Below are 19043 nucleotides of genomic sequence, written 5' to 3'. Positions count from 1 at the left end.
AGAAGCCTATCACAACGGCAGCACTGAGGCATCCGTTCCGGTACGGGAGATACCCCTTTTCCCGCATAACACGAGGACGTGACTGACCCGGCCCAACCCCGTAATTTCCGCGCGCCACCTGAGGAAGACGCAAGGAAGGTAAGGGAAACGCCATGGACAAGAAGATGCACGACAAGGGCCTGGAAGTCCGCAAAGCGGTGCTGGGCGAGGCCTATGTCAACAATGCCCTGAAGAACGTCGACGATTTCAACCGTCCGTTCCAGGAGATGCTGAACGAATATTGCTGGGGCACGGTGTGGGGCCGCGAGGAGCTGCCGCGCAAGACCCGCAGCATGCTCAACATCGCCATGATCGCGATCCTCAACCGCCAGCACGAATTCCGCGCGCATCTGAAGGGCGCGCTGACCAACGGCGTCACCCGCGACGAGATCCGCGAGATCCTGATGCAGGTCGCGATCTATGGCGGCATGCCCGCCGCGGTCGACAGCTTTCGCATCGCGCGCGAAGTGTTCGCGGAGATCGACGGAAAGGCGTGAGGCCGGCTCTCTCCCCTGTCGTCCCGGACAAGCGCCAGCGCCGATCCGGGACCCATAGCCACAGGGAGATGTGGTTACGGAGACTCGGAGTGACCGCTTTCGCGCAACGCTCCTCCCTTGGGTTATCGCGACGAGCGCAAGCGCTCGCGCGCCGATCCCGGATCGGCGCGCGCTTGAAGCGCGCTTGTCCGGGACGACGGCGGAGGGCGGAGCGTGCATCTTTCACAACAACGAATAACAAGCACAAGGAAACACCATGGACATCGGATTCATCGGCCTCGGAAACATGGGTTTCCCGATGGCGCGGCGGCTGATCGAGGCGGGTCACAGGCTCGTCGTGTTCGACACGCGCAAGGAGGTCATGGACAAGCTCGTTGCGCGCGGTGCGACGGCCGCGACATCACCGAAGGACGTCGCCGATCAGGTCGAGACGGTGATGGCGAGCCTGCCCTCGTTGCAGGCTTCGCTCGAGGTTGCAACGGGACCGAACGGCGTGATCGAGGGCAAACGCGCAAGACGCTTCATCGACCTCTCCACCGTAGGCTCGGCGATGGCCGTAAAGATTCACGGCCTGCTCGCCAAACGCAGCATCGTGCAGATCGACTGCCCCGTCTCCGGCGGCGTCGGCGGCGCCGAGAAGGGCACGCTGGCGGTGATGGTGTCCGGGCCTAGCGCCGAGTTCGAGCTGCTCAAGCCGGCGCTCGACGTCATCGGAAAAGTGTTCTTCATCGGCGAGAAGCCGGGCGCGGCACAGACCATGAAGCTCGCCAACAATTTCCTGTCCGCCACCGCGATCGTGGCGACATCGGAAGCCGTGGTGATGGGCGTGAAAGCCGGGCTCGATCCCGCCGTGATGATCGACGTCATCAATGCCGGCTCCGGCATGAACACGGCGAGCCGCGACAAGTTTCCGCGCTCGGTGCTGCCGCGCAGCTTCGATTTCGGCTTCGCCACGGGACTGATGGTGAAGGACGTCCGGCTGGCGCTGGAGGAGATGAAGCAGCTCGGCCTGTCGATGGAGGTCGCCGACGCGGTCGGTCGGTTGTGGGAGACCGTCATAGCTGCAGAAGGCGCCGAGTCCGATTTCACCGCGGCGATCAAGCCGATCGAAAAGAAGGCGGGCGTCGTGGTGGGCGGAGCGAAGGGCGGATTGGCGGGGAAGTAGCGCTACATTCTCCGCTGTCGTCCCGAACAAGCGAAGCGCAGATCCGGAACCCATAACTACAGGACAAGGTTTGGCGAGGACTCGTAGTTACAGCTTAGCCGAACAACTCCGCCCTGTGGCTATGGGCCCCGCGTTCGCGGGGACGACACCGAATTTGTTCAGCTAGCGTCGCATCTCACGGTCAGACTACGACACAATCACAGCCACGGTGCCGGCTGATCCATCGCAATCAGCTGCTCGACCTCCACGCGTGGGCGCACCACGGCGTACTGATCGTCCTTCACCAGCACTTCCGGCACCAGTGGCCGGGTGTTGTAGGTGCCGGCCTGCACCGCGCCATAGGCGCCGGCGGTCATGATGGCGAGGAGATCGCCGGGCGCGGGCATCGGCAGCGTGCGGTCGAGCGCGAGATAGTCGCCTGTTTCGCAGACCGGGCCGACGACATCGGCCAGGATGGTGGCGGCGCCCTTTGGGGCTTGCGTCACCGGCAGGATGTCGTGATGCGCCTCGTACAGCGTCGGGCGAATGAGGTCGTTCATCGCAGCGTCGATGATGACGAAATTCTTGCCGTCGCCGTGCTTCACATAGATCACCTTGGCAACGAGGATGCCGGCATTGCCGACGATCATGCGGCCGGGCTCGAACATCAGCGTGCAGCCGAGATTGTGGCTGACACGCTTGACCATGGCGGCATAGGCCGCCGGCGCCGGCGGCGCCTCGCGGTCCATATAATAGGGAATGCCGAGACCACCGCCGAAATCGACGTGGCTGATGGTGTGGCCATCGGCGCGCAGCGTCTGAACGAATTCGGAGAGAATGCGGAACGCCGTCTCCATGCCGGAGAGGTCGGTGATCTGACTGCCGATGTGCACGTCGGTGCCGGTCACCTCGATGCCCGGGAGTTTCGCGGCGCGGGCATAGACCTCGCGCGCATGCACGATCGGGATGCCGAACTTGTTCTCCGACTTGCCGGTGGAGATTTTTGCATGCGTGCCGGCGTCGACGTCGGGATTGACGCGCAACGAGATGCGCGCGGTCTTGCCCATCTCGGTCGCAAGCCGCGACAGCAGCTCGAGCTCGGGCTCGGACTCGACGTTGAGGCAGAGGATGTCGGCGGCGAGCGCGGCGCGGAGCTCCGTTTCGGTCTTGCCGACACCGGAGAACAGGATCTTGTTCGGCGGAATGCCGGCGGCCAGCGCGCGCTTCAATTCGCCGCCCGAGACCACGTCGGCGCCGGCTCCGAGCTTCGCCAGCGTGCGCAGCACCGACTGGTTCGAGTTCGCCTTCATGGCGTAGCAGACCAGCACCTTCTCGCCGGCGAAGGCATCCGTGAAGACGCGATAATGCCGCTCCAGTGTCGCGGTCGAATAGCAATAGAACGGCGTGCCGACGGTCGCGGCCAGCTCGGACAGGTTCACCGCCTCGGCGTGCAGCACGCCGTTGCGGTAGTCGAAATGGTTCATGGCTTAGGCTCGGTTGTCCCGGCTTATTTCTTGCCGGGAGGTTCGTCCAGGAGCGGGTCGAGAATAAACGGTTTCTTCCGGCCCTTGGCCGCCGCGGGCGCGGCTTCCGCACCGTAGGTGGGATTGAACACGCTCGGCGTCCGCTGGGCTTCGGTCTCGGTATCGACAGGCGCGGCACCGTTGGCCGTGGGCGCATTGGCGGTCGGCGGCAGATCCAGCGGCCCCTTGCGGCCGCAGCCGGCCAGCGCGAGCGCCGTCAGGCTCAAGACAATGATGGCCCACCCCGAACCGGCCGGGCGAAACTTTGACGTCACGACGAAATCCCCACTACGCGGGCCGCACCATACAGAGATTGGCGCGCTCTGGCGAGAGCCGGATGACCATGAAACATCAGCGAAATTTTGCCCTCAGCCCAATTTTCGCTCTTTTTCCAGCCGCTTCAGCCAGGCCTTGGCCTGGGACGCCACGTTCTTCGGCGCGGTGCCGCCGAAGCTGGTGCGACTCTTCACCGACGATTCGACCGAGAGCACGCCGAACACGTCCTTGGTGATTTTTGGCTCGATCGCCTGCATCTCCTTGAGCGGCAGCTCGTGCAGCGCCACGCCGCCTTCGGCGGCCTTGGCGACGATGCGGCCGGTGACGTGATGGGCCTGGCGGAACGGCATCTTCAGCGTCCGCACCAGCCAGTCGGCGAGATCGGTCGCGGTGGCATAGCCCTCGCCAGCAGCGGCCTTCATCCTGGCTTCGTCGGGGACGAGGTCGCGGACCATGCCGGTCATGGCGCGGATCGCAAGCGACAGCGCGGCAAAACCCTCCATGGCGCCCTGCTTGTCCTCCTGCATGTCCTTTTGATAGGCGAGCGGCAGGCCCTTCATCACGATCAACAGGCCGTTGAGCGCGCCGATGACGCGGCCGGTCTTGGCGCGCACCAGCTCGGCGGCATCCGGATTGCGCTTCTGCGGCATGATCGAGGATCCCGTGGTGAACTTGTCGCTGAGCCGGATCATGCCGACCAGCGGCGAGGTCCAGATCACGATCTCCTCGGCAAAGCGCGACATGTGCACCGCGCAGATCGAGGCCGCCGACAGCGTCTCCAGCACGAAGTCGCGGTCGGAGACGGCATCGAGCGAGTTCGCCATCGGACGGTCGAAGCCAAGCGCCTTCGCGGTGGCATGGCGGTCGATCGGGAACGAGGTGCCGGCCAGCGCGGCGGCGCCGAGCGGGGATTCGTTGAGGCGCTTGCGCGCATCCTGGAAACGGCCGCGATCGCGCGCGGCCATCTCGACATAGGCGAGCAGATGGTGGCCGAAAGTCACCGGCTGTGCGGTCTGCAGATGCGTGAAGCCGGGCATCACGGTTGCAGCGTGCTCCAGCGCGCGCTCCACCAGCGCCTGTTGGAACGCGGCGAGCGCCGCGTCGGTCTCATCGAGGATGTCGCGGACATAGAGACGGAAATCGGTCGCGACTTGGTCGTTGCGCGAGCGCGCGGTGTGCAGGCGGCCGGCGGCGGGGCCGATCAGCTCGGACAGGCGGCTCTCGACATTCATATGGATGTCCTCGAGCGCGCGCTTGAACTCGAAGCCGCCCTTGCCGATCTCTGACAAAATCGTGTCTAGACCCTTGCCGATATTTTTCGCATCAGAACCCGTGATGATGCCTTGGCTGGCGAGCATCGCAGCGTGGGCCTTGGACGCGGCAATGTCCTGGGCAAAGAGGTGACGATCGACGTCGATGGAGACGTTGATCTCTTCCATGATCTCATCGGGACGTTCCGAGAACCGGCCGCCCCACATCTTGTTGCTCATGATCCCCACGCCTTGATTTGCCGCACGTTTGCTGGCCGCCGCCAGCCGTATTAAGAGGCCCCTGATAGCCATATCTGCGACCGGATGACAAACGATATGCTCGACAAGAAGCCCTCCGCCACGCGCCGGGTCCCCCTCGTGATCGTCACCGTGGCGATCGGAGGCCTGGCGGGTTTTGCCGCGTTGTACGGGCTGGGCCTGGGGCGGTCGCCCGCAGGCGATCCGACCTGCCGGCCAGCGGTGGCCACGGCGAAAAAAATCGCCCCCCTCGCCCATGGCGAGCTGGCGGCGCTGACCATGGCGAGCGCCCCGCTGAAGCTACCCGACCTGGCTTTCGAGGACGCCGATGGCAAGCCGAAGAAGCTATCGGATTTCCGCGGCAAGACGCTGCTGGTGAACCTCTGGGCGACCTGGTGCGTGCCGTGCCGGAAGGAAATGCCAGCGCTGGACGAGCTTCAGGGCAAGCTGTCGGGCCCGAATTTCGAGGTGGTGGCGATCAATATCGACACGCGCGACCCCGATAAGCCGAAGAACTTCCTGAAAGAGGCCAATCTGGCCCGATTGAGCTATTTTAGCGACCAGAAAGCCAAGGTTTTTCAGGATCTTAAGGCCATAGGCCGGGCCCTGGGTATGCCGACCTCGGTGCTGGTCGATCCGCAAGGCTGCGAGATTGCGACGATCGCGGGGCCGGCGGAATGGGCGAGCGAGGACGCGCTCAAGCTGCTCCGGGCCGCCACCGGCAAGGCCGCCGCAGCGCTTTAGAAAGGGTCAGGCGGTGACGTTGAGATTGCCGCCGACACCAGGGCCGACATTGGCGAGCGAGGGCTGACCGGCGCCGAGCAGCGTCAGGACCGTGGACTTCTCCATGTCCGCGTTCTGCTTGGTCAGCGTCGCCGCAATATTCGACTGCAGCGCGCCTTGCTGAGCGGTCAGCATGGTGCTGACCATTGCCATCATGTCCATTACGCGAACCCTCGTATCGGCCGTAACCTAGGCGCGAGGGGTTAACGGGACATGAAATGTTACAAGGTTGTGGGGTGGCCGTGTCCCGGACAAGGTGCGGCACGAAGTGACGCGCCGCAGAGCCGGGACCCATGCTTCGGCGCGCTTGGCTTCTGGGCCCCGGCTCTGCAGCGCATCGCTGAGGCGCTGCGCAGCGTCCGGGGCACGAGAGTATCTACCGCGTCGGAACCGGCTTGGCGCCGCGGTAATCGTAGAAACCGCGCTGGGTCTTGCGGCCGAGCCAGCCGGCCTCGACGTATTTCACCAGCAGCGGGCACGGGCGGTATTTCGAATCGGCCAAGCCCTCATGCAGCACCTGCATGATGGAGAGGCAGGTATCGAGGCCGATGAAATCGGCAAGCTCCAGCGGGCCCATCGGATGGTGCGCGCCGAGCTTCATCGCCGCGTCGATCGCCTCGACATTGCCGACGCCTTCGTAGAGCGTGTAGATCGCCTCATTGATCATCGGCAGCAGGATGCGGTTGACGATGAAGGCCGGGAAATCCTCGGAGACCGCGACCTGCTTGCCGAGCTTGGCGACGAATTCCTTGGACGCCTCGAAGGTCGAATCATCGGTGGCGATGCCGCGGATCAGCTCCACCAGCTCCATCAGCGGCACCGGATTCATGAAGTGAATGCCGATGAAGCGCTCGGGCCGGTCGGTGGCGGCGGCAAGCCGTGTGATCGAGATCGAAGACGTATCGGAGGCGACGATCGCCTCCGGCTTCAACACGGCGCAGAGTTCATGGAAGATCTTGCGCTTGACCTCTTCCTTCTCGACCGCGGTCTCGATCACGAGGTCACAATCGGCGAGGTCGTCGAGCTTGTCGGCGGGCGTGATACGCGCCATCGCCTTGGTCTTGTCGTCCTCGGAGACGGCCTTCTTGGAGACCTGGCGCGCCAGATTGCCGTTGATGGTGGCCATGCCCGACTTGAGGCGGTCGGCCGAAACGTCGTTGAGCACCACGTCGAAGCCGGCGAGCGCCGCAACATGGGCGATGCCATTGCCCATCTGCCCCGCGCCGATCACGCCGACCTTCTTGATCACTGCCGCCATCTTGTCATCCACCGGAACGGCGCGCATGTCGCGCCTGCCTATCCCCCGAGCCGGGAGGTCTGATTTGATCAGAAGCTTGATTTAATCAGAACCCGGGCTCGAAACCTAGATTGGATCGCTTCGAAGGCGTGCCCCGCGCCAAAGAAAACGCCTCAGAAAAGCAACACCGGCCGGAGTTTATACCTCCGGCCGGTGTTTTTGGCCTGTTTTACTTGCCGAGCTTGCCGAGTTCGGCCGTCAGCTCCGGAACCGCCTGGTAGAGATCGGCGACCAAACCGTAATCGGCAACCTGGAAGATCGGCGCGTCCTCGTCCTTGTTGATCGCGACGATCACCTTGGAGTCCTTCATGCCGGCCAGATGCTGGATGGCGCCGGAAATGCCGACCGCGACATAGAGCTCGGGCGCCACGACCTTGCCGGTCTGGCCGACCTGCCAGTCGTTCGGCGCATAGCCGGCGTCGACCGCCGCGCGCGAGGCACCGACACCGGCCCCAAGCTTGTCGGCGAGCGGCTCGATGTATTTGGCAAAATTCTCGCGGCTCTGCATGGCGCGGCCACCGGAGACGATGATCTTGGCCGAGGTCAGCTCGGGACGGTCGCTCTTGGCGACCTCCTCGCCGACGAAGGACGACAGGCCCGGATTGGCGGCCGCCGCGACGGTCTCGACCGGCGCGCTGCCGCCCTCGCCTGCCGCGGCGAAGGTGGAGGTGCGCACCGTGATGACCTTCTTGGCGTCCTTCGACTTCACGGTCTGGATGGCGTTGCCGGCATAGATCGGGCGCTCATAGGTGTCGGGGGCGACGACCTTGATGATCTCAGAGACCTGCATGACGTCGAGCAGCGCGGCGACACGCGGCATCACGTTCTTGAAGCGCGAGGTCGCGGGCGCGACGATCGCGTCATAGCCGGAAGCCAGCGAGACGATCAGCGCGGCCAGCGGCTCCGCAAGATCGTGCGCGTAGAGGTCGCCGTCGGCGAGCCGCACCTTCTTCACGCCGGCGAGCTTGGCAGCGGCATCGGCGGCAGCCTTGGCGTTCTGGCCGGCGACCAGGACCTCGACATCCGCGCCGAGCGCGGCTGCCGCGGTCAGGGCCTTGTTGGTCGCATCCTTGAGCGACGCATTGTCGTGTTCGGCAATCAGAAGCGTCGTCATCAGAGCACCCCGGCTTCGTTCTTGAGTTTCGACACCAGCTCGGCGACGTCCTTGACCTTGACGCCCGCCTTGCGGCCCGCCGGTTCAGTCGTCTTGAGAACCTCGAGACGCGCGGCAACGTCGACGCCGTAATCGGCGACGGTCTTGTCCGCGATCGGCTTCTTCTTCGCCTTCATGATATTGGGCAGCGAAGCGTAGCGCGGCTCGTTGAGACGCAGATCCGTGGTGACGATCGCCGGTCCCTTCAGCTTCACGGTCTGCAGGCCGCCGTCGACTTCGCGGGTCACCTTGAAGTCCGAGCCTTCGACCTCGAGCTTCGAGGCGAACGTCGCCTGCGACCAGCCGAGCAGCGCAGCCAGCATCTGGCCGGTCTGATTGGAATCGTCGTCGATCGCCTGCTTGCCGAGGATGATGAGGCCCGGCTGCTCTTCTTCCGCGACCTTCTTCAGGATCTTGGCGACCGCGAGCGGCTCGACTGCGCCTTCCGCTTTCACCAGGATGCCGCGGTCGGCGCCCATGGCAAGACCCGTGCGGATCGTCTCCGACGCCTGCGCCGGCCCAATGGAGACCACCACGACCTCGGTCGCCTTGCCGGCTTCCTTCAGGCGCAGCGCTTCCTCGACCGCGATTTCGTCGAACGGGTTCATCGACATCTTGACGTTGGCGAGTTCAACGCCCGATCCATCGCCCTTGACGCGGACCTTGACGTTGTAATCGACCACCCGCTTTACCGGCACTAAGACCTTCATCGATCCTCTTTCACTCAATTTGGGAGGGGGGTTATCAACTGGCGCGGAACCTAAAGGCCTGATCTGCCCCGGTCAACGCGCGAACGGGCCTAAATTTGGCCTTCTGAAATGCAGAGCGCTCGGTGGGTCAGCGGTTCTGGCCCGGAACCCAGAGCACGTCACCGGCACCATTACCGTTGGCGGTCCGGCTGGCCACGAACAGGAAGTCCGACAGGCGGTTCATATATTGGATGCCAGCCGCGCTGACCTGCTCGCCGGGCCGGGCGGCCAGTTCCACGATGACCCGTTCCGCCCTGCGGCATATCGTGCGCGCCACATGGAGATGGGCAGCGGGCGGCGTGCCGCCGGGAAGCACGAAGGAGGTGAGCGGCTCAAGCTTGTCGTTGAGCGCGTCGATGTCGCGCTCGAGCCGCTCGACCTGGCTCGCCACCACCCGCAGCCGCTCCGCCTTGCCTTCACGCTCGGGCACCGCGAGATCGGCGCCGAGATCGAAAAGATCGTTCTGGATGCGGCCGAGCATCGCGTCGAACTCGGGCAGCCCTTGCGTATGGAGCCTGACCACGCCGATCGCGGCGTTGGTCTCGTCGACGGTGCCATAGGCTTCGATGCGCAGATCGTATTTCGGACGCCGCTCGCCGGTTCCGAGCGCCGTCGTGCCGTCGTCACCGGTCTTGGTGTAGATGCGGTTCAACGTGACCATGGGGACCTCTTAAAGTTGGGGCATGATCCTGTCGGAAAGCCGCTTCACTCTTTGCGCTAACGCGGCCCTTCGGGTTCGGATCATGCCCTAGCGTCCCATCGCCCAGACCGCGAGCATCGCGATGATGATCGCCACGAACTGCAGCAGCACGCGCCAGCGCATCAACTTCTGCGAGGTGTTGGGCGATCCGCCGCGCATCATGTTGACGAGGCCGAGCAGCAGCACCAGGGCGACAGCACCGGCTGCCGCCGGCAGGATGAAAGTGGTCAGGAGAGATGCCATTGGGGGGTGATAACACCGTGCGCGCCGGTCCGCCATGGTGCCGCGGCAGTCTCCGGCGTCATTCCGGGGCGACGCGAAGCATCGAGCCCGGAATCCATCGGGCCACCTATGCTGCGGCGGAATGGATTCCGGGCTCGCGCTACGCGCGCCCCGGAATGACAATGAGGCGCTTCGCGAACTGGCTTTTGGGCCGATAATGTCAGATGGTAGCGCGATGATTTTCGATTTGCGCTCATCGCGTGTTCTCCTGGCCTCTCCCTACGTGCAGGGAGAGAGAGCAGCGGTGTAGGTGCCACGTGAAAGCGATCCGCTACGTCTACGTCGTCGTGATGGATGCGTTCTACACGTTCCTGGCCGATGACGGCTGGGCGATTGCAAGCCACATCGCCCTGTCGACGCTGATGGCGCTATTCCCGTTCCTGATCGTGCTGACCTCGCTCGCCGGCTTCTTCGGCTCCAAGGAACTCGCCGACCAGGCCGCCAGCCTGATGCTGCAGATCTGGCCCAAGCAGGTCGCCGATTCGATCTCGGGCGAGGTCCATGACGTCTTGACCACGACCCGCACGGGCGTGCTGACCATCGGCGCGGTGCTGTCGGTCTATTTCGCCTCCAACGGCGTCGAGGCGCTAAGGATCGCGCTCAACCGCGCCTATGCCGTGGTGGAGATGCGGCGCTGGTACTGGCTGCGGCTGGAATCGATCGCCTACACGCTGATTGCGGCTTTCACCGCGCTGGCGATGGCGTTCCTGATCGTGCTCGGTCCGCTCCTGATCGAAGCGGCGCGACGCCATATCCCGCTGTTCGTCGAGTCCAACGAGAGCATCCTCACCTGGCTGCGCTACGGCATCACCATCAGTGCGCTGGTGGTGGCGCTGATCATCCTGCATGCCTGGCTGCCGGCAGGACGGCGCGGCTTCTTTCAGATCCTGCCCGGCATCGTCTTCACCATCGTGGCGTCGCTGATATCAGGCATCGTGTTCGGACAATATCTGGCGCGCTTCGCCAACAATTACGTGACGATGTATGCGGGGCTTGCCTCGGTGATCATCGCGCTGGTGTTTCTGTACTTCATCGCCGCGATCTTCGTTTACGGCGGCGAGCTCAACGCCGCGATCATCAAGTCGCGGCTTCCTCACGGCGTGTCGCTTCAAGCAGCGCAGTCGCTAGCGCCCGCGGAGACACAGGCTTGACCAGGAAGGCGTCGGCGCCAGCCTCGCGCGAGGCCGCCTCGTCTTCGCCGCGACCGGACACCCCGATGATCGGGATCCGAGCCAACGGCGCCTCCATGGTACGGATCCGCCTGATGGCCTCGACGCCGTCGATGCCCGGAAGCACCATGTCCATCAGCACCGCATCGAACGCGCCTTGCGCCAGCCGGCCGACGGCGTCTTCGCCGCGCCCGATGAACTCGGCATGATGGCCGAGCTCGGTCAAGATCGTGTTGAGCACGACGCGCCCGAACGGATTGTCCTCGACGCTGAGGACGCGCAGCGCGGCGACCGCCTCTGCCTCGGCTTCGCCCTTCGTCTTGCTGGATTTGCCCGGTCCCGTGGCATCCAGTGACACCGTCAGGGTGAAGGTTGCGCCGCCGCCGCGGCGCGGAGCGACGGTGATGTCGCCACCCATCGCCCGCGCCAATTGCTTGACCGAGGACAGCCCTAAGCCAGCGCCGCCGAAGCGCGAGGCAATGGTGACATTGGCCTGGGTGAACGGGCGGAACAGCCGCTTGATCTCGGCCATGGTGAGGCCGATGCCGCTGTCGGACATCGCGAAAGCAATGCCGACCCTGCCTTTGCCTTTGGCGTTGCCCTTCTCTTTGCCCTTGGCGGGCTCGACCGCGAGCGCCACGCCGCCCTGGTCGGTGAATTTCACGGCATTGTCGATCAGGTTCTCGAGCGCCGCGCGCAGGCGGACGGGATCGCCGACCACGAGGCCGGGGAGCTTGTCGGAGATCTCGACCTCGGCCTGGAGGCCCTTGGCCGCGGCGCGCCCCGCAAGCGAATCGCCGGCGCTGCGGGCAAGCGTGCGCAGATCGAACAGGTCCTGCCGCAGCGTACTGCCGCCCTTGCCGGCCCCCTTGCCGCTTCTGGCGGCATCGACGAACAGCGTGGCAAGGCTCGCCAGATGCTCGGCACCGGCCTTGATGGTGTCGGCCCAGCGCCGCTCCCGTTCGCCGAGATCGGAGGTCGCGAGCAGGTCGCTGATCGCCAGAATGCCGGTCAGGGGGGTGCGGACCTCATGGGCAAAGGCGGCGAGCGCCGCCTGGACCACGTCCGGTGCGACCGTCCTGGTGCTGCGCTTGCGCACCTGTCCAGCCGCCCCGGACCGCTTCCGAGGCGGTCGCCTGGACGTCTTCGTGGTGCGCGCTGGGCGCTTCTTCGCCGCCATGAATCCCCTTCGAAGTATCCCCTTCGGGCCCCCGGGCTGTTTGCCGAGCATGGCACGGCGAAATACCTGGAGTCACGGCGACGTTTCGCTAACCCCCAGAGAAACTTAACCTAATCCCACCAGCTGGCGGATGCCGGCAGGCGTGATGCCGGCCGCACGCAAGGCGCGCAGACCGGTCGAGCGGCTCGATTTCGACAGCTTCCGCCCCTCACCGTCGCAAATCAGCCGGTGATGGCGGTAGGCGGGTTCGCCCAGGCCGAGCAGGACCTGGAGCAGGCGATGGACGGAAGTCGCGTGAAACAAATCCTGGCCGCGCACGATCTCGCCGACGCCCTGGAGCGCGTCGTCGACGACGACGGATAAATGGTAGCTGGTCGGTGTCTCCTTGCGTGCCAGTATCACGTCGCCCCAGGCCTCCGGTCGCGCCGGGACGGTGCCGCGCTCGCCATCGGGCCCCTCGCCCAGCTCATTCCAGGTCAGGCCGGTGGCGCGCTGGCAGGCCGCCATCATGTCGAGCCGCAACGCGTAAGGCATGCCCGATGCGACGAGACGGTCGCGCTCGGGCGCCGAGAGCGACTTCGCCTCGCCAGGATAAAGCGGCGCGCCATCGGGATCACGCGGCCACGGACCATTCGTCTCGCGCAGGGAAACCAGCTTTGCGATCTCGGCCCGGCTTTCGAACGCGGGATAGACGAGGCCAAGCGCCGACAGCTTGTCCAGCGCGGCGCGATAAGCGGCGAGATGCTCCGACTGCCGCCGCACCGGCGTCTCCCAGTCGATCCCGAGCCAGGCGAGATCCTCATAGATCGCCGCCTCGAATTCCGGCCGGCAGCGCGTCGCGTCGATGTCCTCGATCCGCAGCAACAGACGCCCGCCAGTCTCGCGCGCGCGGTCGAAATTCAGCAGCGCCGAATAGGCGTGGCCAAGATGGAGCAAACCGTTGGGGCTCGGGGCGAATCGGAAAACGGGTGGTGCCATGCGAAAGAACTCGTCATGGCCGGGCTTGTCCCGGCCATCCACGTTCTTCGGTATCACACTGCGAGCGTGCCAAGGTCACGGACTTACGGACACGGTCTCCCATGCTAAACATGCTCGCTGGCTCGAGAGACGTTGATGGCCGGGCAGGCCGACGCATGATGCCGGAGAGAGATTGCCGATCACCATGACCATCCACCTCGAAACCCAATCCGATCTCGAAGAGGCCGTCCACGCGCTGATCAAGCGCGATCCGCGCCTGAAACCGGTGTTCGAGATCGCGGGCATGCCGGCGTTGCGGCGGCGCGAGCCGGGTTTTGCGGGGCTTGCCCACATCGTCTGCGGACAGCAACTCTCGACCGCGAGCGCCGCGGCGATCTGGGGACGGCTGTCGGCAGCCTTCGATCCGTTCGACCATGATGCGGTGCGCCGCGCCCGCGCCGACCGGCTGGGGCGGCTCGGCCTCTCGGCCGCCAAGATCAAGACGCTGAAGCATCTTGCGCGCGAGATCAACGCGCAGCGGCTGAACCTCGACGTGCTGGCCGAGGAAGACGCCGACGCCGCGCATCATTCGCTGATCGCGCTGCCCGGCATCGGGCCCTGGACCGCGGACGTCTATCTCCTGTTCTGCCTCGGTCATGGCGATGCCTGGCCGGCCGGCGACCTCGCCGTGCAGGAGGGCATCAAGATTGGCCTCGGCCTGAAGGCGCGGCCGACGGAGAAGCAGATGGCGCCACTCGCCGAGCCCTGGCGTCCCCTGCGCGGCGCGGCGGCGCATCTGTGGTGGAGCTATTATCGCGCGGTGAAGAAGCGCGAGGGCGTGCTCTCGGCCTAGCACCACGTCACCCTGAAGGCGCGCATTCTCAGCGAGCAGAGCCACATGCTCTCACGGCTCGGGTAAAGCGCTTTTGACGCTCACTGATCCGGTATAGCGTGCGCCCACAGAGGAAACGCCGCGAAGACGGCCACGAGGTCGCATGCTGGATAGGACGAAGGATATCGCCGCATCCGCGCAAGCCTGGCTTGACGCGTTCGAGCATTTGCTGAGCAAGCCCGAGCCCGCCGCATTCGACGACCTCTTCCTCGCCGACAGCTTTTGGCGCGACGTGCTGGCGCTGAGCTGGAACCTGCAAACGCTCGCCGGCCGCAAGACGATTGCACAAGCGCTGGCCGCGCTCGCGCCCAAGGCGGCACCGGCCAATTTCAAGATCGCACCCAACCGCGCGCGGCCGCGCTGGGTGACGCGCGCCGGCACCAACAGCATCGAAGCCATCTTCAATTTCGAAACCGCGATCGGGCGCGGCAGCGGCATCGTCCGGCTCGTCCCTGACGCCGCCGACGGCGACCGTCTGAAGGCATGGACGCTGCTCACCGCGCTCGACGAATTGAAGGGCTTCGAGGAGCAGCTCGGCACTTCGCGCCCGCGCGGCCAGGCCTATTCGCGCGATTTCCGCGGGCCGAACTGGCTCGATCTGCGCAACGTCTCGCGCGACTATGCCGATCGCGACCCGGCCGTGCTGGTGGTCGGCGGCGGCCAGGCCGGGCTCGCGATCGCGGCGCGGCTGAAGCAGTTGCAGGTCGATGCGCTGATCGTCGATCGCGGGATGCGGATCGGCGACAATTGGCGCAAGCGCTACCATGCGCTGACATTGCATAACCAGGTGCAGGTCAATCACCTGCCCTATATGCCGTTTCCGCCGAGCTGGCCGACCTACATCCCCAAGGACAAGCTCGCCAACTGGTTCGAGGCTTACGTCGATGCGATGGAACTGAATTTCTGGACTGGCACCGAATTCGAAGGCGGCGCCTATGACGAGGCGAAGGGATGCTGGACGGTGACACTGCGGCGCGCCGACGGCAGCAAGCGGACCATGCATCCGCGCCATGTCATCATGGCAACCGGCGTCAGCGGCATTGCCAACATTCCGGACATCCCGACCCTCGACAATTTCCGGGGTACATTGGTGCACTCCAGCCGCTACGAGGACGGCGAGATCTGGATCGGCAAGCGCGCGATCGTCATCGGCACCGGCAACAGCGGCCATGACATCGCGCAGGATCTGTATTCCAGCGGCGCGGAGGTGACGCTGGTGCAACGCTCACCGACGCTGGTCACCAATATCGAGCCGTCGGCGCAGCTCGCTTATGCGACCTACAACGAAGGCACGCTCGAGGACAACGACCTGATCGCGGCCTCGATGCCGACGCCGCTTGCGAAGAAGACGCATGTGATGCTGACCGAGCAGTCGAAAGAGCTCGACAAGGAGCTGCTCGACGGCCTTGCCCGCGTCGGCTTCAAGCTCGACTTCGGCGAGGCCGGCACCGGCTGGCAATTCAAATACCTCACCCGCGGCGGCGGCTATTATTTCAACGTCGGCTGCTCCAATCTGATCGTCGAGGGCAAGATCAAGCTCAGGCAGTTCGACGACATCGAGGGTTTTGTCGCTGACGGCGCGCGGATGAAGGACGGCACAATCGTGCCAGCCGATCTCATCGTGCTCTCCACCGGTTACAAGCCGCAAGAATATCTCATGCGGAAGCTGTTCGGCGATGCCGTCGCCGACCGCGTCGGCCCGGTCTGGGGCTTTGGCAACGGCTTCGAGCTGCGCAACATGTACGCGCGCACGGGTCAGCCCGGTCTCTGGTTCATCGCCGGCAGCCTGGCGCAGTGCCGGATCAACTCGAAATTTCTCGCGCTCCAGATCAAGGCGATCGAGGAAGGGATTTTGGGGCGTGAGGTGGGCACGGCCTGAACCTCTCGTGATTTGCGGGCGCAGCGAAGCAATCCAGAGTCTTTCCGCGGAGCCAGTCTGGATTGCTTCGCTGCGCTCGCAATGACGGTAGGGGTACAGACGAGCACGAAAGACCGAAGGAAGGGACACCATGCCAGCCATTCTCGGCACCGGCGAGCACCGCTACCGCGTCGTCGACAACTTCGCAAAGCTCCCCGACGGCTGGCAGCTCACCGACGTCGCCTCCGTCGCGGTCGACAGCCGTGACCAGATCTACGTCTTCAACCGCGGCACCCATCCGATGGTGGTGCTGGACCGCCAGGGCAATTTCCTGCGCAGTTGGGGCGAAGGGCTGTTCTCGCGCGCGCATGGACTGCACATCGATGCCGACGACAATCTCTATTGCACCGATGACGGCGACCACACCGTGCGCAAATGCACCACCGAAGGCAAGGTGCTGCTGACGATCGGCATTCCCGCAAGACCGTCACCGTTCATGAGCGGCGATCCGTTCCACCGCTGCACCCACACCGCACTGTCGCCGAAGGGCGAGATCTACGTCTCCGACGGCTATGGCAACGCGCGCGTGCACAAATTCACGCCGGACGGCAAGCTGATGACGAGCTGGGGCGAGCCGGGCACCGATCCCGGCCAATTCAACATCGTGCACAATATTGCCACCGATGCCGACGGCTGGGTCTACGTCGCCGACCGCGAGAACCATCGCGTCCAGGTGTTCAACGGCGAAGGCAAATACGAGACGCAGTGGAACAACCTTCACCGCCCTTGCGCGCTGTGCTGCTGCGGCGGGGGGAAGAGCCCGACCTTCGTGATCGGCGAGCTCGGCCCCGGCATGGCCGTCAACCGCAAGGTGCCCAATCTCGGCCCGCGGCTATCGATCGTGGACGCCAAGGGCAATCGCATCGCGCGGCTCGGCGGCGAGGACGGTCCCGGCGTTGCCAGCGGAAAATTCCTGGCGCCGCACGGCATCGCGCTGGATTCGAAGGGCGACATCTATGTCGGCGAGGTCGGCGTCACCGACTGGAAGACCAGCTTCCCGGACGAGGCGATGCCGGCTGCAGTGCGCGCCACGCGCTGCTTGCAGAAGCTGGAGCGGGTACGGGAGTAGCTGCCGCGGCACGCCGCGCCCCCCAGGATAAGGCGGTTCCGCGCCCGCCGCGTGCTTCCCCAGATCGCGGCTTTTTGAGCGCCGTCGCCACCCCGGCGCCGCATTGCTTGCGCCTGAATAAGTCGCTCAACGGGCTTCACAATCCCGTCACGCTGCATGTAGTATGTCAGTACATGCTGCTTCGCAGCGTATATTGGAGGCCGGGAGCGTTACTTGAACGCACATGTCTCGCAAGGCAGTTGGCCGGTGTTGGTGCTGAATGCGGACTTCCGGCCGCTGAGTTACTACCCGCTGTCTCTTTGGTCGTGGCAAGACGCGATCAAGGCGGTGTTTCTCGACCGCGTCAACATCGTCGCTCACTACGATCAGGCGGTCCACAGTCCCACGCTGCAGATGCAGCTGCCGAGCGTCGTCTCGCTCAAATCCTTCGTCAAGCCGACCACCCATCCGGCCTTCACCCGGTTCAACGTCTTCCTGCGCGATCGTTTCGTCTGCCAATATTGCGGCTCGCCCGAGGACCTCACCTTCGACCACATCATCCCGCGCAGCAAAGGCGGCCAGACCACCTGGGAGAACGTGGTCGCGGCGTGCTCGCCGTGCAACTTGCGGAAGGGCAATCTGACGCCGGCACAGGCAAGAATGTTTCCGCGCCAGAACGCGTTCGCACCGACAGTGCACCAGCTCCACCGCAACGGCCGCCTGTTTCCGCCGAACTACCTGCACGACAGCTGGCTGGACTATCTCTACTGGGATACGGAGCTGGATCCGTAGCGGCGCGCCCAAAATGATCGCGGCGAAGACCATGCCGATCAAGGGCACGATCGGCATGCCGGTCGGAACCTGAGGCGTCCATGCCCGTTCAGACTCGACGCCATGCGCGCTCGCATGCGCGTTCCACCGAACGCGTGCGTCGTCCGCAAAATGAAAAGGGGAAAGACCCATGCCCGCAACCGAGAGTGATCACGTCTACAAGATCCTGGACCTCGTCGGATCGTCCGAGACCTCGATCGAGGACGCGATCAAGAATGCGATCAGCCGCGCCGCCAAGACCGTTCGCGAGATGAAGTGGTTCGAGGTGGTGCAGACGCGCGGCCACATCGAGAACGGCACCGTCCGCCACTATCAGGTGACGCTGCGCGTCGGCTTCACGCTGGAGGGATGACGCGGCAGGCGCATCGCGGCGATCGGGCACCATGCCGGATTTGTCGCCTGGGCTCGGGCGGGATATGAGTGCGGTCAGGGCCGGATGTTCGGCCGATCCGCGAGTGCCGCCGTGACCGACGCAATCAAGCTCGTCCTGTTCGACATGGACAATGTTCTCTGCGCTTACGACAGGCCGACGCGCGTCGCATATCTGGCGGAGCTTGCGGGAGCGACCAGCGAAGCCGTCCACGAGGCGATCTGGGACAGCGGGTTCGAGTTGCTCGGCGATTCCGGCGCGCTCGAGGCCGCCGACTATCTGCAAGGCTTTGGCGAGCGCATCGGCTATCCGCTCTCGCTCGCGGAATGGGTGGAGGCCCGGCGCCGTTCAATGCAGGCGGATCGCGCGATGCTGGAAATTGCGGGCGGCTTGCGAAAGACCGTCGATATTGCCGTCCTGACCAACAATACCACGCTGGTCGCCGACCACATCGACACGCTGCTGCCGGAGCTGCGTCCGCTGTTCGGCTCCCGGATCTACACCTCGGCCCAATTCAAGACGGCCAAGCCGGACCCGGACTGCTATCGGCTGTGCCTCTCGGAGCTCGAGGTGAGGCCGGAGACCGTCCTGTTCGTCGACGATCTCGCAGCCAACGTCGCCGGCGCGCGCAAGGCCGGCCTGTTCGCGCATCATCACACGTCCGTGCAGCGATTCAAGCAGGCCCTGTCGGAGCACGGGCTGCCCTTAGGGTGAATATATGTAGGGT

21 protein-coding genes are annotated in these 19043 nt (G+C 64.8%); 10 read left to right on the top strand and 11 right to left on the bottom strand.

The window, feature by feature from the left end; translation table 11 throughout:
* Window positions 1–152: 152 nt before the first annotated feature.
* On the top strand, window positions 153–536 hold the full coding sequence (locus UNPA324_RS26425) for a carboxymuconolactone decarboxylase family protein (RefSeq protein WP_008567285.1): 384 nt from the start codon (window positions 153–155) through the stop codon (window positions 534–536).
* Window positions 537–792: 256 nt separating this feature from the next.
* Window positions 793–1701, top strand: a complete 909-nt coding sequence (locus tag UNPA324_RS26420; protein WP_141936695.1) for an NAD(P)-dependent oxidoreductase — start codon at window positions 793–795, stop codon at window positions 1699–1701.
* 197 nt (window positions 1702–1898) lie between these two features.
* Here the strand turns inward: UNPA324_RS26420 and lysA are convergent, their stop codons facing one another.
* The 3 genes from lysA to argH form a co-directional block, all read right to left on the bottom strand.
* Window positions 1899–3164 carry a diaminopimelate decarboxylase gene (lysA, locus tag UNPA324_RS26415; protein WP_128920425.1) on the bottom strand — a complete coding sequence of 422 codons (1266 nt, stop codon included), beginning with the start codon at window positions 3162–3164 and terminating at the stop codon, window positions 1899–1901.
* Between the two features lie 23 nt (window positions 3165–3187).
* Window positions 3188–3478: an LPS translocon maturation chaperone LptM gene (lptM, locus tag UNPA324_RS26410; RefSeq protein ID WP_128920424.1), complete on the bottom strand. Its 291-nt coding sequence runs from the start codon at window positions 3476–3478 to the stop codon at window positions 3188–3190.
* Window positions 3479–3571: 93 nt separating this feature from the next.
* Window positions 3572–4969, bottom strand: a complete 1398-nt coding sequence (gene argH / locus UNPA324_RS26405; protein ID WP_141936694.1) for an argininosuccinate lyase — start codon at window positions 4967–4969, stop codon at window positions 3572–3574.
* A 96-nt stretch (window positions 4970–5065) separates the two neighbouring features.
* On the opposite strand from argH, the gene tlpA reads away from it, so the two are divergent.
* Complete coding sequence (tlpA, locus tag UNPA324_RS26400; protein ID WP_128920422.1) at window positions 5066–5731, top strand: thiol:disulfide interchange protein TlpA; 666 nt, start codon at window positions 5066–5068, stop codon at window positions 5729–5731.
* A 6-nt stretch (window positions 5732–5737) separates the two neighbouring features.
* On the opposite strand, the gene UNPA324_RS26395 is transcribed toward tlpA, so the two are convergent.
* The 6 genes from UNPA324_RS26395 to UNPA324_RS26370 all read right to left on the bottom strand — a co-directional run bounded on the left by UNPA324_RS26395 (window position 5738) and on the right by UNPA324_RS26370 (window position 9912).
* Complete coding sequence (locus UNPA324_RS26395) at window positions 5738–5932, bottom strand: hypothetical protein (RefSeq protein ID WP_128920421.1); 195 nt, start codon at window positions 5930–5932, stop codon at window positions 5738–5740.
* 214 nt (window positions 5933–6146) lie between these two features.
* Complete coding sequence (locus tag UNPA324_RS26390; RefSeq protein WP_141936692.1) at window positions 6147–7028, bottom strand: 3-hydroxybutyryl-CoA dehydrogenase; 882 nt, start codon at window positions 7026–7028, stop codon at window positions 6147–6149.
* Window positions 7029–7236: 208 nt separating this feature from the next.
* Window positions 7237–8181, bottom strand: coding sequence for an electron transfer flavoprotein subunit alpha/FixB family protein (locus tag UNPA324_RS26385; protein WP_141936690.1), 945 nt, complete (start codon window positions 8179–8181; stop codon window positions 7237–7239).
* Complete coding sequence (locus UNPA324_RS26380; RefSeq protein ID WP_128920418.1) at window positions 8181–8930, bottom strand: electron transfer flavoprotein subunit beta/FixA family protein; 750 nt, start codon at window positions 8928–8930, stop codon at window positions 8181–8183. The genes UNPA324_RS26385 and UNPA324_RS26380 overlap by 1 nt, the downstream gene beginning before the upstream one ends.
* 127 nt (window positions 8931–9057) lie before the next feature.
* On the bottom strand, window positions 9058–9630 hold the full coding sequence (locus tag UNPA324_RS26375) for a cob(I)yrinic acid a,c-diamide adenosyltransferase (protein WP_128920417.1): 573 nt from the start codon (window positions 9628–9630) through the stop codon (window positions 9058–9060).
* 87 nt (window positions 9631–9717) lie between these two features.
* Entirely contained in the window at window positions 9718–9912 is a 195-nt protein-coding gene (locus UNPA324_RS26370) for a twin transmembrane helix small protein (RefSeq protein ID WP_128920416.1), read from the bottom strand.
* A 296-nt stretch (window positions 9913–10208) separates the two neighbouring features.
* Here UNPA324_RS26370 and UNPA324_RS26365 point away from each other — a divergent pair, with 296 nt between their 5' ends.
* Window positions 10209–11102 carry a YihY/virulence factor BrkB family protein gene (locus UNPA324_RS26365; RefSeq protein ID WP_128920415.1) on the top strand — a complete coding sequence of 298 codons (894 nt, stop codon included), beginning with the start codon at window positions 10209–10211 and terminating at the stop codon, window positions 11100–11102.
* On the opposite strand, the gene UNPA324_RS26360 is transcribed toward UNPA324_RS26365, so the two are convergent.
* A complete protein-coding gene (locus UNPA324_RS26360) occupies window positions 11029–12300 on the bottom strand; it encodes an ATP-binding protein (RefSeq protein WP_141936688.1) in 1272 nt (423 codons plus the stop codon). The genes UNPA324_RS26365 and UNPA324_RS26360 overlap by 74 nt on opposite strands.
* A gap of 105 nt (window positions 12301–12405) precedes the next feature.
* Window positions 12406–13278 (bottom strand): tRNA glutamyl-Q(34) synthetase GluQRS, encoded by an 873-nt coding sequence (gluQRS, locus tag UNPA324_RS26355; RefSeq protein WP_141936686.1) that lies wholly within the window; start codon window positions 13276–13278, stop codon window positions 12406–12408.
* Window positions 13279–13462: 184 nt separating this feature from the next.
* Between gluQRS and UNPA324_RS26350 the strand changes: the two genes are divergently transcribed.
* The 6 genes from UNPA324_RS26350 to UNPA324_RS26325 all read left to right on the top strand — a co-directional run bounded on the left by UNPA324_RS26350 (window position 13463) and on the right by UNPA324_RS26325 (window position 19030).
* Window positions 13463–14110 (top strand): DNA-3-methyladenine glycosylase family protein, encoded by a 648-nt coding sequence (locus tag UNPA324_RS26350; RefSeq protein ID WP_128920483.1) that lies wholly within the window; start codon window positions 13463–13465, stop codon window positions 14108–14110.
* Window positions 14111–14252: 142 nt separating this feature from the next.
* On the top strand, window positions 14253–16028 hold the full coding sequence (locus UNPA324_RS26345; RefSeq protein WP_141936684.1) for a flavin-containing monooxygenase: 1776 nt from the start codon (window positions 14253–14255) through the stop codon (window positions 16026–16028).
* Window positions 16029–16158: 130 nt separating this feature from the next.
* Complete coding sequence (locus UNPA324_RS26340; RefSeq protein ID WP_141936682.1) at window positions 16159–17136, top strand: peptidyl-alpha-hydroxyglycine alpha-amidating lyase family protein; 978 nt, start codon at window positions 16159–16161, stop codon at window positions 17134–17136.
* A gap of 213 nt (window positions 17137–17349) precedes the next feature.
* Entirely contained in the window at window positions 17350–17907 is a 558-nt protein-coding gene (locus UNPA324_RS26335) for an HNH endonuclease (protein ID WP_141936680.1), read from the top strand.
* 169 nt (window positions 17908–18076) lie between these two features.
* The gene (locus UNPA324_RS26330) at window positions 18077–18298 is read left to right on the top strand and encodes a dodecin (protein WP_128920410.1); all 222 of its coding nucleotides are present in this window, start codon (window positions 18077–18079) and stop codon (window positions 18296–18298) included.
* An 84-nt stretch (window positions 18299–18382) separates the two neighbouring features.
* A complete protein-coding gene (locus UNPA324_RS26325; protein WP_141936679.1) occupies window positions 18383–19030 on the top strand; it encodes an HAD family hydrolase in 648 nt (215 codons plus the stop codon).
* The last annotated feature ends 13 nt before the right edge of the window (window positions 19031–19043 follow it).

The organism is Bradyrhizobium sp. UNPA324, assembly GCF_006658635.1.
Classification (GTDB): Bacteria; Pseudomonadota; Alphaproteobacteria; order Rhizobiales; family Xanthobacteraceae; genus Bradyrhizobium; species Bradyrhizobium nanningense.
This window is presented reverse-complemented; position numbering and strand designations above follow the sequence as displayed.